Origin of the sequence: Shewanella decolorationis S12 (assembly GCF_000485795.1) — a bacterium.
In the GTDB taxonomy this organism is placed as follows: Bacteria; Pseudomonadota; Gammaproteobacteria; order Enterobacterales; family Shewanellaceae; genus Shewanella; species Shewanella decolorationis.
Map to the genome: position 1 here is coordinate 13,441 of NZ_AXZL01000070.1, position 16,239 is coordinate 29,679.

Annotated in this window: 15 protein-coding genes; 10 read left to right on the forward strand and 5 right to left on the reverse strand. The window is 47.7% G+C overall.

The window, feature by feature from the left end; translation table 11 throughout:
- Window positions 1–28: 28 nt before the first annotated feature.
- The gene (locus SHD_RS13695) at window positions 29–655 is read right to left on the reverse strand and encodes an acyl carrier protein phosphodiesterase (protein ID WP_023267660.1); all 627 of its coding nucleotides are present in this window, start codon (window positions 653–655) and stop codon (window positions 29–31) included.
- 181 nt (window positions 656–836) lie between these two features.
- Between SHD_RS13695 and SHD_RS13700 the strand changes: the two genes are divergently transcribed.
- The 10 genes from SHD_RS13700 to SHD_RS13745 all read left to right on the forward strand — a co-directional run bounded on the left by SHD_RS13700 (window position 837) and on the right by SHD_RS13745 (window position 9,243).
- Complete coding sequence (locus tag SHD_RS13700) at window positions 837–1,046, forward strand: hypothetical protein (RefSeq protein ID WP_023267661.1); 210 nt, start codon at window positions 837–839, stop codon at window positions 1,044–1,046.
- Between the two features lie 64 nt (window positions 1,047–1,110).
- A complete protein-coding gene (queA, locus tag SHD_RS13705; RefSeq protein WP_023267662.1) occupies window positions 1,111–2,148 on the forward strand; it encodes a tRNA preQ1(34) S-adenosylmethionine ribosyltransferase-isomerase QueA in 1,038 nt (345 codons plus the stop codon).
- A gap of 161 nt (window positions 2,149–2,309) precedes the next feature.
- Window positions 2,310–3,434: a tRNA guanosine(34) transglycosylase Tgt gene (gene tgt, locus SHD_RS13710; protein WP_023267663.1), complete on the forward strand. Its 1,125-nt coding sequence runs from the start codon at window positions 2,310–2,312 to the stop codon at window positions 3,432–3,434.
- 26 nt (window positions 3,435–3,460) lie between these two features.
- The gene (gene yajC, locus SHD_RS13715) at window positions 3,461–3,793 is read left to right on the forward strand and encodes a preprotein translocase subunit YajC (protein WP_023267664.1); all 333 of its coding nucleotides are present in this window, start codon (window positions 3,461–3,463) and stop codon (window positions 3,791–3,793) included.
- A gap of 17 nt (window positions 3,794–3,810) precedes the next feature.
- Complete coding sequence (gene secD / locus SHD_RS13720) at window positions 3,811–5,661, forward strand: protein translocase subunit SecD (protein ID WP_011716500.1); 1,851 nt, start codon at window positions 3,811–3,813, stop codon at window positions 5,659–5,661.
- Between the two features lie 12 nt (window positions 5,662–5,673).
- Window positions 5,674–6,621 carry a protein translocase subunit SecF gene (gene secF / locus SHD_RS13725; protein ID WP_023267666.1) on the forward strand — a complete coding sequence of 316 codons (948 nt, stop codon included), beginning with the start codon at window positions 5,674–5,676 and terminating at the stop codon, window positions 6,619–6,621.
- Window positions 6,622–6,876: 255 nt separating this feature from the next.
- On the forward strand, window positions 6,877–7,194 hold the full coding sequence (locus SHD_RS13730; RefSeq protein ID WP_023267667.1) for a putative signal transducing protein: 318 nt from the start codon (window positions 6,877–6,879) through the stop codon (window positions 7,192–7,194).
- Window positions 7,195–7,305: 111 nt separating this feature from the next.
- Window positions 7,306–7,665 (forward strand): rhodanese-like domain-containing protein, encoded by a 360-nt coding sequence (locus SHD_RS13735; protein WP_023267668.1) that lies wholly within the window; start codon window positions 7,306–7,308, stop codon window positions 7,663–7,665.
- Window positions 7,666–7,700: 35 nt separating this feature from the next.
- Entirely contained in the window at window positions 7,701–8,612 is a 912-nt protein-coding gene (locus SHD_RS13740; RefSeq protein ID WP_023267669.1) for a precorrin-2 dehydrogenase/sirohydrochlorin ferrochelatase family protein, read from the forward strand.
- 85 nt (window positions 8,613–8,697) lie between these two features.
- Window positions 8,698–9,243: a YaeQ family protein gene (locus SHD_RS13745; protein ID WP_023267670.1), complete on the forward strand. Its 546-nt coding sequence runs from the start codon at window positions 8,698–8,700 to the stop codon at window positions 9,241–9,243.
- A gap of 44 nt (window positions 9,244–9,287) precedes the next feature.
- Here SHD_RS13745 and SHD_RS13750 read toward each other — a convergent pair whose 3' ends face one another.
- The 4 genes from SHD_RS13750 to SHD_RS13765 all read right to left on the reverse strand — a co-directional run bounded on the left by SHD_RS13750 (window position 9,288) and on the right by SHD_RS13765 (window position 16,225).
- Complete coding sequence (locus SHD_RS13750) at window positions 9,288–11,720, reverse strand: S8 family serine peptidase (protein WP_023267671.1); 2,433 nt, start codon at window positions 11,718–11,720, stop codon at window positions 9,288–9,290.
- Window positions 11,721–12,298: 578 nt separating this feature from the next.
- Entirely contained in the window at window positions 12,299–12,697 is a 399-nt protein-coding gene (locus SHD_RS13755) for a rhodanese-like domain-containing protein (protein ID WP_039978418.1), read from the reverse strand.
- A 25-nt stretch (window positions 12,698–12,722) separates the two neighbouring features.
- Window positions 12,723–12,935 carry a YgaP family membrane protein gene (locus SHD_RS13760; RefSeq protein WP_023267674.1) on the reverse strand — a complete coding sequence of 71 codons (213 nt, stop codon included), beginning with the start codon at window positions 12,933–12,935 and terminating at the stop codon, window positions 12,723–12,725.
- A 41-nt stretch (window positions 12,936–12,976) separates the two neighbouring features.
- Complete coding sequence (locus SHD_RS13765) at window positions 12,977–16,225, reverse strand: efflux RND transporter permease subunit (protein WP_023267675.1); 3,249 nt, start codon at window positions 16,223–16,225, stop codon at window positions 12,977–12,979.
- Window positions 16,226–16,239: the final 14 nt, after the last annotated feature.

The window sequence follows — 16,239 nt, forward strand, 5'->3', positions numbered from 1 at the left end:
ACCAGAATGCAGGTGTTAGACTTCGAGCTTAGTCAGCTGAGCCACTGGGTAAATAGTCACTTGGGGTTTTACGGCTCCAAATACGGGTATACGCCATTAATTGAGGATAGAAGGTGCGAAAGGCGGTTTCTGTCTCTATTTGCATTTTCGCTAACAGTTTATCCGCGCCATTAAATAAGGCACTGTGTGGATGACCCTTGGCCCGTTGTACTAATGCCTGTTGTATTCCCTTCGATGTGGCGTAGTTGTTTAACCAATCATGACAGCGCATATCGGCGATGATCTCTAGGCAAGACTGTGGATGATACTCATCGCATTGGGTCGCAAATTCTTCCAGTTCAGCATAGGCTTTTTGGCTAAACTCAGACAATGGCTGCTGGTGATATTCTTCCCAGTAGTAGGCTAAATAATGATCGAAACTTACGAACATTAAATCTGCTGCTATGCTTGATAACCGAGCGGGAAAGAGTGCCATGAGTTCTTGAGTGAGCTCATGATTGACACAAAGCTGATTAATTTCTTGGTTTAACCACAGTCCTTGGCGAAGTGCTTGCGGCGCAGAATCGATTGGCGCAGTGACAAAATTGCCGGCCAAATTGGCGCCAAGGTGGGTTTTACTGATCTCAGCTAAATGTAAGTGTGTAAGAATGTTCATTTTTTGTGCTTGGTTTATCGCGTTAGTTCACGGTATCATGGGCAGGCGCGCTGAGGAAAGCACAAATAGGCAAAATCGTGTGCTTTTCTAAGGGAGTGCTTACGTTAGCGTTTCACCAGGAAGGCAAATGCTGATGTAGGATTGAAAATGCACCAATTAATTAACCTGTTAAGGATCATGGATGATGTGGAACTGGTTTTCCAAAATGCTTGGTAAAGACTCGCGCCCTAAGCGTAAAAAAGTGCTAGTCGATATTCCCTATGAGCAGCATAGTTTCAGCATGGATAATTTTTCGCGAACACGACCCAAATATGATGTAGATAACACATCGACCTCAGATGTGCTCGACGAGTCGGATACAACCGCGGATATGGACATCGCGAACAAGTAATCTTGATCTTATTGGCCTCTAACCATAGACTAGCCGCCGTTCTAAGCTATCTAGAGGCCTTTGCATGCGCGTAACAGACTTTTCCTTCGATCTTCCCGACGAACTTATCGCTCGTTATCCCATGGCGCAACGCACTGCGTCACGTCTGTTAACCTTAGATGGCAATACTGGCTTACTTGCCGATAAACAGTTTACCGATCTGCTGGGGATGATTAATCCTGGCGATTTAATGGTGTTTAACAATACTCGAGTGATCCCTGCGCGTTTATTTGGCCAAAAGGCCAGTGGTGGCAAACTCGAGATTTTAGTTGAGCGTATGCTCGACGATAAGCGTATTCTCGCCCATGTGCGTAGCTCCAAATCTCCGAAGGTGGACAGCATTATCCACCTCGATGGCGGTTATGAGATGAAGATGGCTGCCCGCCACGATGCCTTATTTGAACTTCAACTCTTATCCGACCTGACTATTTTAGAAGTACTCGAAGCGGTAGGGCATATGCCACTGCCTCCTTATATCGACCGTCCCGATGAGGATGCCGACAAAGAGCGCTATCAAACCGTGTATAACCAAAACCCTGGTGCGGTAGCTGCGCCTACGGCAGGCCTTCATTTTGACGATGCCATGCTTGAGGCATTAAAAGCCAAGGGCGTAAATATCGCATTTGTGACTTTGCACGTGGGCGCTGGTACCTTCCAGCCAGTGCGCGTAGATAATGTGCTCGAGCACAAAATGCATTCCGAGTGGGCCAATGTACCGCAGGATGTCGTGGATCTAATTGCCCAAACTAAAGCGGCGGGCAAACGTGTGGTCGCTGTTGGGACGACGTCCGTGCGCTCACTGGAGAGTGCCGCCCGGGCCAGTGAAGGCGAACTGAAAGCCTTTAGCGGCGATACCGATATCTTTATCTATCCTGGGTATCAGTTCCAAGTTGTCGATGCCATGATCACTAACTTCCACCTGCCGGAATCGACCCTCATTATGTTGGTCAGTGCCTTTGCAGGTTTTGATCATGTTATGGCGGCGTATAAACACGCAATCACGCAAAAATATCGCTTCTTTAGCTATGGCGATGCCATGTTTGTGACGAAAAAAGCTCACTAGACCAAGATTTTGTTTTAAAATAGCCGCCCACATTGAGTTTGGGCGGTAATTTTTTTCAGCCAAAGGTTGAACCTTTTAGATCTGTCCCTATCTCTATTGTTAATCAAAATGGCGCTTGCCATTACAAATGTAGTCAGACTGTTTATCTGGCGAGGTGAATTATGAAATTTGAACTCGACACTACCGACGGCCGTGCGCGCCGTGGTCGCTTGATTTTTGAACGCGGCACGGTAGAAACCCCAGCCTTTATGCCTGTTGGTACTTACGGTACGGTAAAAGGCATGACGCCTGAAGAAGTGCGTGCTACTGGTGCGGATATTCTGCTCGGTAACACTTTCCACCTGTGGTTACGTCCCGGCGAAGAAATCATGCGTAAGCATGGTGACTTGCATGATTTTATGAACTGGCAGCGTCCTATTCTGACCGATTCGGGCGGTTTCCAAGTATTCAGTTTGGGTGACATTCGTAAAATTACCGAAGAAGGTGTGCATTTCCGTTCGCCAATCAATGGCGAGAAAATCTTCTTAGATCCTGAAAAATCAATGCAAATTCAACATGCATTGGGCAGTGATGTGGTAATGATTTTTGACGAATGTACTCCGTATCCGGCAACTGAAGATGAAGCGCGCAAGTCAATGCAGATGTCACTGCGTTGGGCTAAGCGTTCACGCGACGAGTTCGACCGTCTGGAAAACCCCAATTCATTATTCGGGATCATCCAAGGCAGTGTTTATGAAGATTTACGCGACGAGAGCTTAAAAGGCTTAGTCGACATTGGTTTCGACGGTTATGCCGTCGGTGGTTTGGCCGTAGGTGAGCCTAAGGAAGACATGCACCGCATTCTTGAGCATATCTGTCCACAAATTCCTGCGGACAAGCCGCGCTATCTGATGGGGGTCGGTAAGCCAGAGGATTTAGTTGAAGGTGTGCGTCGTGGTATCGACATGTTTGACTGTGTCATGCCAACCCGTAACGCCCGTAACGGTCATCTGTTTACCAGTGAAGGTGTGATCAAGATCCGCAATGCGCGTCATCGTGATGACACATCACCGCTCGATCCTAAGTGTGATTGTTATACCTGTAAAAACTATTCACGGGCATACCTTTACCATTTAGATCGTTGTAATGAGATTCTGGGTGCGCGTTTAAACACCATTCACAACTTGAGATACTATCAAATGTTAATGGAAGGTTTGCGCGGGGCGATTGAGACAGGTACATTAGACGCCTTTGTAAAGGACTTCTATACCAGTCAAGGTCGTGAAGTACCAGAGTTAGTCGATTGATTTTTTGCTAATAAGAAGAGAAAACTATGTTCATTTCAAATGCATATGCAAATGCAGCAGGCGCTCCACAGGGTGGCGGCACCATGGAATTGATTTTCATGCTGGTGATTTTCGGTCTGATTTTCTATTTCATGATTTTCCGTCCGCAATCTAAGCGTGTTAAAGAGCACAAGAACCTGATGTCATCTTTAAGCAAGGGCGACGAAGTCCTGACCAGCGGCGGTATCTTAGGCAAGATTGCAAAGATCAGCGATGAAAATGACTACGTGTTACTGAGCTTGAACGACACGACTCAAATTACAATTAAAAAAGATTACATTGCAGCTGTATTGCCTAAGGGCTCTATCCAGTCGTTGTAAGCCAAGAGGGCTCAGGCGTGTTAAATAAATACCCAATGTGGAAAAACATTATGGTGGTGCTCGTCATCGCCATAGGTTGTTTCTATGCCGTACCTAACCTGTTCGGTGAAGATCATGCGGTGCAAGTAGTGGCGACTCGAGGTGCTGAAGTCACGGCATCTACCCAAGCCAGAGTGAACGAGCTGTTAGCCAGTAAGGGCATTGCGGTAAAACGTTCTGAGCTTGAAAAAGGCCAATTGTTGGTTCGCGTGCAAAACGCGGATCAACAGTTGCTGGCCAAGGAAACCATCGCCGAAGATTTAGGCGATAAGTTTACCGTGGCACTTAACCTTGCCCCTGCGACGCCGCAGTGGCTCGAGTCCATGGGCGGTAGCCCAATGAAACTCGGTCTGGACCTTCGTGGTGGTGTGCACTTCTTAATGGAAGTGGACATGGGCGAAGCCATCCGCAAGATGGAAGAGGCCAAAGTGGCCGATTTCCGTTCACAATTACGTGAAGAAAAAATCCGTTACGCTGGCATTCGCAACAATGCGCAAGGTATCGAGATTAAATTCCGTGATGCCGAAAGTTTAGCCAGTGCAGAACGTTTCTTAAAATCGCGCAGCAACGATATGGTGTTCAGCGATGTGAGCAAGGGTGAAGACTTTGCCCTGCAAGCCGTGATGAGCGAAACCTATCTCAAGCAGATTAAAGAAGAAGCGCTGCAGCAAAACATTACCACTATCCGTAACCGTGTGAACGAGTTAGGGGTAGCTGAGCCTGTGGTTCAACGCCAAGGTGCTGAGCGTATTATCGTTGAGCTGCCAGGTGTACAAGATACGGCTCGCGCTAAGGAAATCTTAGGTGCAACTGCATCGATTGAATTCCACATGGTAGACGATAAGGCCGACCCGAATGCGGCGCAATCTGGCCGTGTACCTGCGGGTTCTGAGGTGTATCAACGCCGTGAAGGCGGTCAAGTGGTACTGAAGAAGGAAGTGATGCTAACGGGTGATCATATCACTGGCGCACAACCAAGTTTTGACCAATACAGCCGTCCACAGGTGAGCATCAACCTCGATGCTAAAGGCGGTACCATTTTCTCTAACGTGACTAAGGACAATATCGGTAAACCGATGGCGACCTTGTTCATCGAATATAAAGACAGCGGTGAGCGTAACGCCGATGGCAGCGTCAAGATGCAGAAAATCCAAGAAGTGATTTCTGTGGCGACCATCCAAGCGCGTTTAGGCCGTAACTTTGTGATCACCGGCTTAAGCCATGGTGAAGCACAAAACCTCGCACTGCTACTGCGTGCGGGTGCCCTGATTGCGCCTGTATCGATTGTGGAAGAACGTACTATCGGTCCAAGCCTAGGTGCGGAAAACATCGAAAGCGGTGTGCAAGCCATGATTTGGGGTATGGCAGTCGTACTTATCTTCATGTTGGTTTACTACCGTAGTTTCGGCTTGATCGCTAACTTAGCCTTAACAGCCAACCTAGTGATGGTAGTTGGGGTGATGTCTATGATCCCTGGCGCCGTATTAACCCTGCCTGGTATTGCGGGTATGGTGTTAACAGTGGGTATGGCGGTTGACGGTAACGTACTGATTTACGAGCGTATCCGTGAAGAGTTACGTGCAGGTCGCAGCGTACAGCAGGCGATTCACGAAGGTTATGGTAACGCCTTCTCTACCATCGCCGACGCTAACATTACTACCTTCCTGACAGCGCTGATCCTGTTCGCCGTTGGTACGGGCGCGATCAAAGGCTTCGCGGTAACCCTGATGATCGGTATTGCGACATCAATGTTTACCGCTATCGTGGGTACCCGCGCAATCGTGAACGCGATTTGGGGCGGTAAGCGCGTGAAGACGTTGTCTATCTAAGGGGAAGCGATAATGTTAGAAATTTTATCTTTAAAACGTACGGTTAACTTCCTCCGTCATGCGCTGCCTATCAGTATTATGTCTGCCATTTTGGTGTTTGGCTCGCTGGTGTCCTTGGCGACCAAAGGCATTAACTGGGGCTTAGACTTTACCGGCGGTACTGTGGTTGAGATGGAGTTCACTCAACCCGTCGATTTGAACGTGCTGCGTTCGAAACTGTCTGCACCTGAGTTAGATGGTGCCGTGGTACAAAACTTCGGTTCTAGCCGTGACATATTGGTGCGTCTGTCTGTTAAAGAAGGCGTGAGCAGCGATGTACAGGTCAAATCTGTGATGGCTGCGGCCCAACAAGTGGATGCGGGCGTTCAACAGAAACGTGTTGAATTTGTCGGTCCTCAAGTGGGTAAAGAGTTGGCTGAGCAGGGCGGTTTAGCGGTATTGGTCGCGCTTATCTGTATCATGATCTACGTGTCTTTCCGTTTCGAATGGCGTTTAGCCTTCGGTTCGGTGGCAGCACTTGCCCACGACGTGATTGTAACCTTAGGTGTGTTCTCCTTATTCCAACTGGAATTCGACCTGACCGTATTGGCGGGGGTGTTAACGGTTGTGGGTTACTCACTTAACGATACTATCGTTGTGTTCGACCGTATCCGTGAAAACTTCCTCAAGATGCGTAAGAGCGAGCCTGAAGAAGTGGTCAACGTCTCTATCACCCAAACCATGAGCCGTACCATTATCACTACTGGTACGACGCTGGTGACCGTTGTGGCGCTGTTCCTGAAGGGCGGCACTATGATCCACGGCTTTGCGACTGCATTGTTGTTGGGTATTTTCGTCGGTACCTATTCTTCTATCTACGTAGCAAGTTACCTTGCGATCAAACTGGGCATTTGCCGTGAGCATATGATGCCAGTTGAAGTCGAGAAAGAAGGTGCTGATCAGCCATCAATGATGCCGTAGGCCATTCTGAGTACCGCTTATTACTCATTTTCGATATCAAATGCCACTTTTTAAAGTGGCATTTTTTTAGCTTAGATTTTTCAACCTTTGATAATCTGCTAGCAAACTCACAACTTTATAGTGACTAATGCTGTAAAACGTAAATGTTAAATTTATTAACAACTGATGTAAAAAACAGCACTCGACAGGCTAAGTTATTTCACTGTAGGATGTCGGCTGCCTAGTTTTTTGAAGATAAATGCAGTAGGAAGTCGCATGGAAGAACGTAAAACATTAATTGCTGGTGGAAACCTGTTACAGGCCCATACATGGAAGGGACTATTAGAAGCCTGTGGCATTCATGTTGAGTTGCGTGGCGAGGCCTTGCTCGGTGGTATAGGTGAGTTGCCTGCTGGGTTGCACAATATCGAGCTTTGGGTGTATGAGTCACAACTTGCAAAAGCACAAGCACAGCTTAGTGGCTTGGATGTGATTAGCCCTCAGTGGCAGTGTTTACAATGCCACGAGATGAACGAGGGCAGTTTTGAATTGTGTTGGCATTGCAGCGCCGAGCGTAGCGAAAGTCATAATTAATCTCTAGTTTGTCCCACGCCCACAGTGGCAAAGATTGCGTCCCATCACTTAGCGAATTACACTTCAGCAATATTCGCTAAGTCATTCAATCTCTTATCTAAGGAGTATGTGATGCATCCGTCCAGTGCTTTTTCCGCTCTTGTCGAATCTGTTCGTCCCCATGTCGTTGAAGTGAGCATTGAGGCCTATCAAGCCGACGACACTTGGGTACTAATTGATGTCCGTGAAGATCATGAATGGTTGCAGGATCATCTGCCCCAAGCGAAGCACATGAGCCGCGGCACTATTGAGCGCGACGTTGAACAGCGTTTTCCCGATAAAAGCACTCCGCTATTACTCTATTGTGCGGGTGGTGCACGCTCTGTACTGGCTGCAAGCAGTTTACAGCTTATGGGCTATAGCAGAGTTGCTTCTTTAATTGGCGGTTACAAGGGGTGGATCCAACGCCAACTACCCGTGGTGCAAGATTAATTTATATCCGGTTTGACTTCTTACAGGCGAGTGACATGCAATATTTCCCACTATTTATCGATACTGTTAATTTAAATGTTCTGTTGGTGGGGGCCGGTGATGTGGCTAGCCGCAAGCTGGCGTTATTAACGCGTACTGAAGCCAATATCCATGTCATTGCGCCCGAGGTGAATCCTGAGGTACAAGCCTTTGCAGATAAGGGGCGGATCCTGCTTTCACAACGGTCTGTGGTTCAGGCCGATATTCAAAACTACGATCTTATCTATCTAGCAACCGCAAACGATATGCTCAACGCTGAACTGGCTACCTTAGCCACTGAGCGTGGAATTTGGGTTAATGCTGTGGATAATCCCGCCTATTGCCGCTTTATTACGCCTTCAATTGTCGACAGGGGGCGCCTTGTGGTGGCGATCAGCACGGCGGGGGCGGCGCCCGTGTTTGCGCGAACCATTCGAGCAAGGTTAGAGACCAGCCTGCCGCAATCCCTTAAACCCTTATTCGACTTTGTAGCCGACAAGCGTCTCGAAGTACAGCAAAGACTTACTAAAACCGCGACGCGAAGATTGTTTTGGGAGCGCTTTTTCGACACCAATGGCGATAGGTTTGATGCGCGCACCCCAGAGCATTATCAAAATGCTTTTAATAATATCGTCAGCCGCGGGGAAATCCTGCTATTGGACGAGGCCACGCCTGTCGAGTTATTGCCGCTGGCGGCGATGCCGTTATTGCAGCGCCTCGACTGGATTTACAGCGAAGTCAGTTTAGCCGATAACTTGGCTGAGTTGGTGCGCCGCGATGCTAATCGGGCAGCGCTCCCTGCGCTGAGTGATATCAGCCGTGAATATGAGCAAGGCTCACGGATGCTGTTGGTTGCTGATACCCAGAAGATTGAGCAACTTAAGGCGCATTTTCCGGTGGCTAAGCATTTACGCCCAGGTGCGATTTAGTCTGCTTAATCGCAGTTTGTTTGAGCTAACGGCGAGTCTTAGGTAGACTCGCCGTTTATTTTTATCGTTAAGCTTAGGATGTACTATGGCTCTCAAAGCGACAGTGTTTAAGGTCAATCTTCAGATCGCTGATATGGACCGAGGTTATTATCAAGATCATCAGCTGACGTTAGCGCAGCATCCCTCCGAAACCGATGGCCGCATGATGGTGCGTTTGTTGGCCTTTATCTTAAACGCTTCTGAGACCTTAAGTTTTACTAAGGGATTGTGCGTCGACGATGAGCCTGAGCTGTGGGACAAGAGTCTCTCTGGGGAAGTGGACCTGTGGATTGAATTTGGCCAAGCCGATGAAAAATGGCTACGTAAGGCGAGCGGCCGAGCCAAAGCAGTACAGCTCTTCGCTTATGGTGGCCGTAGTGTGCCCATTTGGTGGAAACAAAATCAAGTGGCTCTAGAACGTTATAAAAATTTGAAAGTATGGAATATTGCCGAAGAGTCGGTGACGGCGATGGAGGCGTTAGTGAGCCGCACTATGTCGCTGCAGGCGTCTATCAGTGAAGGGCAAGTCTGGTTATCGGACAATGAGCACAGCGTGCTTATCGAGCCCAAAATGCTTAAAGATTATCAATAAAAAAAGAGCCTGCTATTGCAGGCTCTGATGTTTTTTCGTTTTGATTATTGGAATTTCAATTCCCAGCTATCGATATAGCCAACGTCGCCACGGGCTGCGTCAATTGCTTTTAGCTTCCAAACACCGCTAGATTCTACACCCGTCATATCAACTGTGTAGCTTTTATTGATATTGTCAGTGCCAGAACCTGTTCTATTGTGCAATGTTGAAGTTTGACCACTTGGGCTGATCAATTGCACTTTTAAATCACCGATATAAGGATGAACAATATTAACCACTGCAGTCACTGTGCCTGAATTACCAGTGCGGGTCACTGTAATTGGGCTAGTGATCCCTGCTGTTTTATTATCAGGAATATTGTAGTTGTCGGTATTGCTATAGCTTGATGGCGCAGTTGGAGGTGTTCCTCCGTCACTAGGATTGGTATAGCTTGCTGTTAAAGACACTCCGCTGAAGGCAGAATAACCTTTTACCATCGCGTAGTAAGTACCAGATTGAACGTTGCTGATTGGGCAAGATTCACTGTTACCACCTTTGTATGGACGGCAATCGTAGTTTGAGGTCGTTGGCGCTGCGCCGTACTGTACGTATAGATCAGCATCACCCGTGCCACCGTTCATTACAAAGCCTAGGTTAGTCGCGCCCTGTGGCACTTCAAATGAGAAATGCAGCTCTTCATTGGCAGCGCCGCTTAAACCTGTTTTAGGTACACCATTAACCAATACGCCATCTGTAGGTGTGGGATCGACAGGATCTGTTGGGCCATTACAAGACGCATCTAGGAAGGCTTTGGCAGCAACGGCATTCACTAAACCATAACCATAATAGTCATCACGGCCTGCAGTGCCTAAGTCTTCAGCGGTTTGCTTGAGCGCATTACGCACCTGGGCTGCGCTACACTCTGGGTGGTAGCTCCACACTAGGGTCGCTACACCCGAAACGTGTGGTGTCGCCATCGATGTACCGTTGTAATACTCGTAATCCTTGTTGCCTTGGTTACTGACAGTAACCGTTGCACCCAACTGGTTACGCAGTGCTAAACCGGTTGCACGGTCAACAGACACTGACACCATGTTGATTTCGCTATTCGCATCAACGAGGAAGGGGTTTTGTAATCCTGGTAGAGCACTATTACTGTAAACAATTGCAGCGCTGGCACCCGCATTCTTACAGGCTTTTACCGCATTGATTTCTGGATACGAAGTACCTTGGTTACCTACGCGTTCGACTAAACATACCTTGTTGGTCATGTTACCGCAGTTGAAGGTTGAGCCGTTAACACTACATTCGGCTAAGGTCGCAGTTGCTGTACCATTAAATGGATTTGGCGCGTAGTTGGTGCCCGATGGCGTAAAGCGATTGTGCGGCACCACACCAGAGTTAAAGTAAGATTGACCGCCGATAGTGATATCCGCTAAACGACCTTCACCGCGGGTAACGGTTGATAGAATCGCTTCACCTGGGCCTGCAATCTCAACTTGGTTAGTGTATTGCGAGAAGGCTGAATGATCTTTATGGCTATCAACAGAAGCGACTGACATCACCGCATCGTATGAGGCTGGATAGCTATGGGTGTTGTCACCATCGTTACCGGCAGCGGCGATTAATAGTACACCGTTGTTATAATGGGCTGCTAAAGCATTACGTTCAGTCGTGCTCGAACCTGCACCACCTAAGCTCATGGTAACAACATTGGCACCATTAGCCACACAAGTATCTACGGCAGAAACGAGCGATGAAGAGTAACCCCAGCCAGCCTCGTTAAACACTTTAATCACGTGGATATTGGCATTTTGGTTTGGCATTACACCAACCACACCATCGTTATTGGCAATGGCTGCGATAGTACCTGCAACGTGAGTACCGTGGGCATTGTTATTACCTGGCTCATACCAGTTACCTGTGCCTGAGTTATTGGTACCAGTGACATTGTTACCGCTTAAGTCGCTGTGGCCACGATCGTAACCTGAATCGATAATACAAATAGTACGATTGCCCGCTTGGCTATCGCTTAATTGAGTAGCACCCACATAGGTTTGCCCCCAAGGGGTTGTTTCACTTAAAAAGCGGCGTGGCATGTCTTCCTCAACATACTCTACATCAGCACGCGCTCTTAATGTCTTTAATGCATTGTTATCCAACTTGACAGAATAGCTGTTGCTGCGGCCAATGCGTTTCATTTCCTTGGCTTTTGCTTTGTTCAACACGCTATGTTGTGCGCTCACTTCTGCAACCTGAGGTTGATAATTCATGGTTGTTTGCAGTTGATCGCTTGCTTGTAAGCTGCCCTCAGACATCATTGCGGGGGCATCAGCATTTTTAAATTTAACAATATAACGTTTTGGCAGAGGAGAGGTCTGTGATTGCATTGCTGCGGCAAAACCAGGTGCTTCTGGTGCCGCATTAACACCTGCTGAGATCGCAATAGCTAAGCTGGATAAGCTTAGAACTATTTTTGAGGTTCTATTGATTCTCATGTTTTTCTTCCATGTTCAATTTAGTGTTAATCATTATTATTTTGTGCTTTTAAAGAATAACTACAACTCAGATGCTACTCATTTGGTGAATCTATCTTTGTTGTAACGTGTTGTAAAATAATTGTTAATAGTACGATGGTTGGTAAAATGCAATATGTACATAATCAGATTAAGTGAATAAATAGTCACATGTAACAAGTTGTAACCTTTATTTTTAACTATTTATGTTTTTTTATGTGGAAAAGGTGAATAAGGAAAAGCGAATCTTTAAGCTATTTTTAAGTGTTAATAAAGAATGGTTTTGATATAAAATTCTGAAAAATATGCTTATATTTTTTTGGAATTACATATTTTAAAAATATTAAGTGTTAGTTTTATTTGAGTGATGAATTTTGCTCAAGTGATTGATTATGCGATTTTATTGAATTTTGGCGTCGAGGGTTTGGCATTTGCCAATTTATTGGCTTATTTGGGCAAGGAATAGAATAATAAATGGGCTGAATAGCGGCGGGAGAAATGACGAAGGTAAAATCCAAAAGCGCCAAATGGCGCTTTTGGGGTGAAAGTAAATGAGTGACTTACTCCGTTTTCGGTTGAGTACCCGCTAAAGTTTGATAACCGCCACCGTTATAGGTTTGAGTATAACCTGCAGCAACGAGTGCTTCGGTCGCGATACTACTGCGCCTGCCGCTGCGGCAATACAAGACCACCGGGGCATCTTTGGCAATACCGCGTTTCGCAAATTCTGTTGCGACTTGCTCAAAGGGAATATTAACCGCATTGGCTAAATGACCTGCGGCAAATTCCTCAGGCGTTCTCACGTCTAATACCATAGCGCCAGCAGCGATTTTCGCCCATGCGACTTTGGGTTCTTGATCGGCGGCACTTGCCGCGCTGGGTACTAAGGCGAGTGATGATAGACTCAAGAGAGCGACCCCGAGTAAGCTCTTACTACGATACAGTAGCTGGTTGAACACTGACTTTCTCCTTTGCAATTGTGCATTAACCCTGTCTTGCGATTTCAGCCTCGGATTTCACGCCTAACTTGCGTAACACCATAGCTGCGGGGCAAAAACCCGTAAAAGCGCTTTGGAATAGGTTAGCGCCAACGAAGGCCGTTAACCACATAAAGTTATGGTGTACAAAAGCGGTTAATACCAAAGACAGTAACACCATAAATCCGGCAAAAGCCATAATGCTGCGTTCGAGTGACATATCTTGCTCCTAGCGGCAGCACAATAGCTGCCTATTGTGGGTTAGTCGTTTGTTTGAATTAAGTTTATGCGATTTTTCATCGCCGCGTAGTAAAGCACTGGGATAACGATTAGCGTTAGTAGTGTTGAGATGAAAATCCCAAAAATCAGACTGATCGCAAGCCCATTGAATATCGGGTCATCCAGAATAAATAGGGCGCCTATCATGGCCGCCAAAGCGGTCAGCATAATGGGTTTTGCCCGCACGGCGCCCGAGTGAATTACAGCCCGCTCAAAGGGAACGCCTGAAGCGGTTTCCTGATTGATAAAATCCACTAATAATATTGAGTTACGGACAATAATCCCCGCCAAGGCAATCATGCCTATCATCGACGTCGCGGTAAATTGCGCACCGAGTAGGGCATGCCCAGGCATGACTCCAATTACTGTCAGAGGGATTGGCGCCATAATGATAAGCGGCACTAGATAGGATCTAAATTGGGCGACGACCAATAAGTAAATTGCAATCATGCCCACCGCATAGGCAATGCCCATATCTCTGAAGGTTTCATAGGTGATCTTCCATTCCCCGTCCCAGAGCACGGCGACTGAGTCTAGCCCGGTTGGTTGGTGGATATAATGCTGATCGAAACCTAAGCCACCTTCGCCGTCGATTTTGCCCGCCATGTCGAACATGCCATAGAGCGGACTGTCGAGCGGACCTGCCATATCGGCAACCACCATCACCATAGGGATCATATTCTTATGGATGATAGGGGCATCGATGTTACCGCGCTTGATGGTCACCAGCTCAGACACGGGCACAGATTGGCCCGTTTGACTCTGTAGCTTCATATTCAGCACTTGCTCTAAATCGATTTTGGCCCCTTCTTGCAGTTGCAGGCGGATAGGCACGGGTTGTTTTTGCTGGGCGATATGCAAATAGCTCACATCCTTGCCGCCAACGGAAGTCGCAATTAAATCAACGATATTGCTATAGGGCACCGCCATCAGGCTAGCTTTAGAGCGGTCGATCATCACCTGCCATTTTTGCTGCGCTGCGGGCAAGAAGATATCAATATCGACCACATCTTTTGTTTCACGGAAAAGTGCCTGCAGATCATAGGCTGCTTGTTCGCGAATCGCAGGACTTGGACCATAGACTTCGGCCACAATCGGCGACCAGACTGGCGGGCCAGGTGGTACTTCGACGACTTTCACATTGGCCTGATATTTAGCGCCGATATGCTGCAATTCTTCACGTACCGCCAGCGCAATGCTGTGACTGTCGCGTTTGCGATGCTTTTTATCGACTAGATTGACCTGAATATCGCCAAGCTCTTGGCTGTGACGCAGAAAATAGTGGCGCACTAAGCCGTTAAAGTTCATTGGCGCATTGGTGCCGGCATACAGCTGCAAATGTTCCACCTCGGGCACAGTGGCAAGGTAGCGACTTAAATCCTGAAGTACCCGCTGGGTTTGTTCCACAGGCGTGCCTTCAGGCATATCCACCATGACTTGGAACTCGGATTTATTATCGAAGGGCAGCATCTTTAACACCACGAGCTGACCCACAGGCAGCGCCACGGCGATACCGATGAGTACAAAGACTCCGGCAGCGAGGCCAATCCGTGCTTTACGGGCACCTTTACCCAGCAGGAAGGGACCGATTAAACGGGTAAACAGGCGCACCATTTTGCTCTCGTTCATCTGAGCATCGGCATCACTGCTGTGTGCGGTATCAGTCGCCGAGCCGCTGTGCTGTTTGAGCAACTTACGACTCAGCCATGGGGTCACCATAAAGGCGACCACAAGCGAAATCAGCATGCCCATACTGGCGTTGATGGGAATGGGGCTCATATAAGGGCCCATTAATCCCGACACAAATGCCATGGGTAGCAGGGCGGCGATAACCGTAAAGGTGGCGAGAATTGTTGGGCCGCCGACTTCATCGACCGCAACGGGGATGAGTTCGCTAAAGGATTTTTTACCGAGCGCCATGTGCCGGTGGATATTCTCCACCACCACAATGGCATCGTCGACCAAGATCCCGATGGAGAAAATCAGCGCGAAGAGTGAAACGCGGTTAAGGGTAAATCCCCACGCCCAGGAGGCGAACAGGGTGATCGCCAAGGTGATAATAATGGCGACACCGACCACCAGTGATTCGCGGGCACCCATGGTTAAAAATACCAATACGACAACGGCGCTGGTGGCAAAAATCAGCTTAAGAATAAGGGTGTTCGATTTATCCGCCGCCGTCTCACCATAGTTGCGCGAAACAGTCACTTCGACATTGTTGGGGATCAACACATTCTTGACCTTAGCAATGCGTGCAAGCGTCGCATCGGCAATATCAACGGCGTTTTGCCCTGGCTGCTTACCAATGGCTATGGTCACTGCGGGGTAAATATCTGTCTTGTCACTATGCCAAACGCTTTGAGTGGGAATATCACTCTTTAAACTGATGTCGGCAATGTCAGCCAAATAAACGGGGATGGGTTTACCCTGTTTATCTTGTGAAATACTCACCACGAGCTGTTTTACATCATCGATAGATTGTAAAAACTGACCTGCCTGAACCTTAATCTCTTGATTACCTTGCACTAAAGATGCAGGCATCGAGATGTGATTATTGTCATTCAGGCTCTGTCTCAACTTGTCGTAGGTGAGATTAAAGCTATTCATTTTGGCGGGATCGATACGTACATTTGCCACTATTTCATGTTGGCCAACGGTGTATATTTCCCGCGTACCAGGGATACGCTTGATTTCGGTTTCTAAACCTTGTGCCACATGGGTGAGTTGTTCAGCCGATACCTGTTTATCCTTGGACCATAAAGTCAGGCTAACAATAGGCACATCATCAATACCGCGTGGTTTAATTAATGGTTCACCAACGCCCGCGCCCTGAGGCAGTTTATCCATATTGGAATAAATCTGGTTGTAAAGACTCACAATGGCATCGTTTCGGGTCACGCCGACCTTAAAGATCACAATGATCATGGCGCCATCGGGCTGCGAGAAAGAATAGAGCGTGTCTATCCCTTTGATTTCGGAAATAACTTGCTCAGCGGGCAGGGTGACTAAGTTTTCAACTTCGGTCGGGGTCGCGCCGGGGAAAGGGATAAAGACGTCGGCAAAAGTGACGTCAATCTGCGGTTCTTCTTCCTTGGGGGTCACTAAAATGGCAAATAAGCCGAGCAACAAGCCTAACAGCGCCAGCAGTGGCGTGATGGCACTGTTTTGGAAGGCCGCCGCAATTCGACCCGAAATGCCAAGTGACGTCGAAGATTCAGTAGCGTGTTTCATTCAACAACCTCATC

Excerpts from the sequence above, each read along its gene's own strand:
- SHD_RS13695 (WP_023267660.1), bottom strand. The coding sequence starts at position 655 with ATGAACATTCTTACACACTTACATTTAGCTGAGATCAGTAAAACCCAC.
- SHD_RS13700 (WP_023267661.1), top strand. The coding sequence starts at position 837 with ATGATGTGGAACTGGTTTTCCAAAATGCTTGGTAAAGACTCGCGCCCT.
- queA (WP_023267662.1), top strand. The coding sequence starts at position 1,111 with ATGCGCGTAACAGACTTTTCCTTCGATCTTCCCGACGAACTTATCGCT.
- tgt (WP_023267663.1), top strand. The coding sequence starts at position 2,310 with ATGAAATTTGAACTCGACACTACCGACGGCCGTGCGCGCCGTGGTCGC.
- yajC (WP_023267664.1), top strand. The coding sequence starts at position 3,461 with ATGTTCATTTCAAATGCATATGCAAATGCAGCAGGCGCTCCACAGGGT.
- secF (WP_023267666.1), top strand. The coding sequence starts at position 5,674 with ATGTTAGAAATTTTATCTTTAAAACGTACGGTTAACTTCCTCCGTCAT.
- SHD_RS13730 (WP_023267667.1), top strand. The coding sequence starts at position 6,877 with ATGGAAGAACGTAAAACATTAATTGCTGGTGGAAACCTGTTACAGGCC.
- SHD_RS13735 (WP_023267668.1), top strand. The coding sequence starts at position 7,306 with ATGCATCCGTCCAGTGCTTTTTCCGCTCTTGTCGAATCTGTTCGTCCC.
- SHD_RS13740 (WP_023267669.1), top strand. The coding sequence starts at position 7,701 with ATGCAATATTTCCCACTATTTATCGATACTGTTAATTTAAATGTTCTG.
- SHD_RS13745 (WP_023267670.1), top strand. The coding sequence starts at position 8,698 with ATGGCTCTCAAAGCGACAGTGTTTAAGGTCAATCTTCAGATCGCTGAT.
- SHD_RS13750 (WP_023267671.1), bottom strand. The coding sequence starts at position 11,720 with ATGAGAATCAATAGAACCTCAAAAATAGTTCTAAGCTTATCCAGCTTA.
- SHD_RS13760 (WP_023267674.1), bottom strand. The coding sequence starts at position 12,935 with ATGTCACTCGAACGCAGCATTATGGCTTTTGCCGGATTTATGGTGTTA.
- SHD_RS13765 (WP_023267675.1), bottom strand. The coding sequence starts at position 16,225 with ATGAAACACGCTACTGAATCTTCGACGTCACTTGGCATTTCGGGTCGA.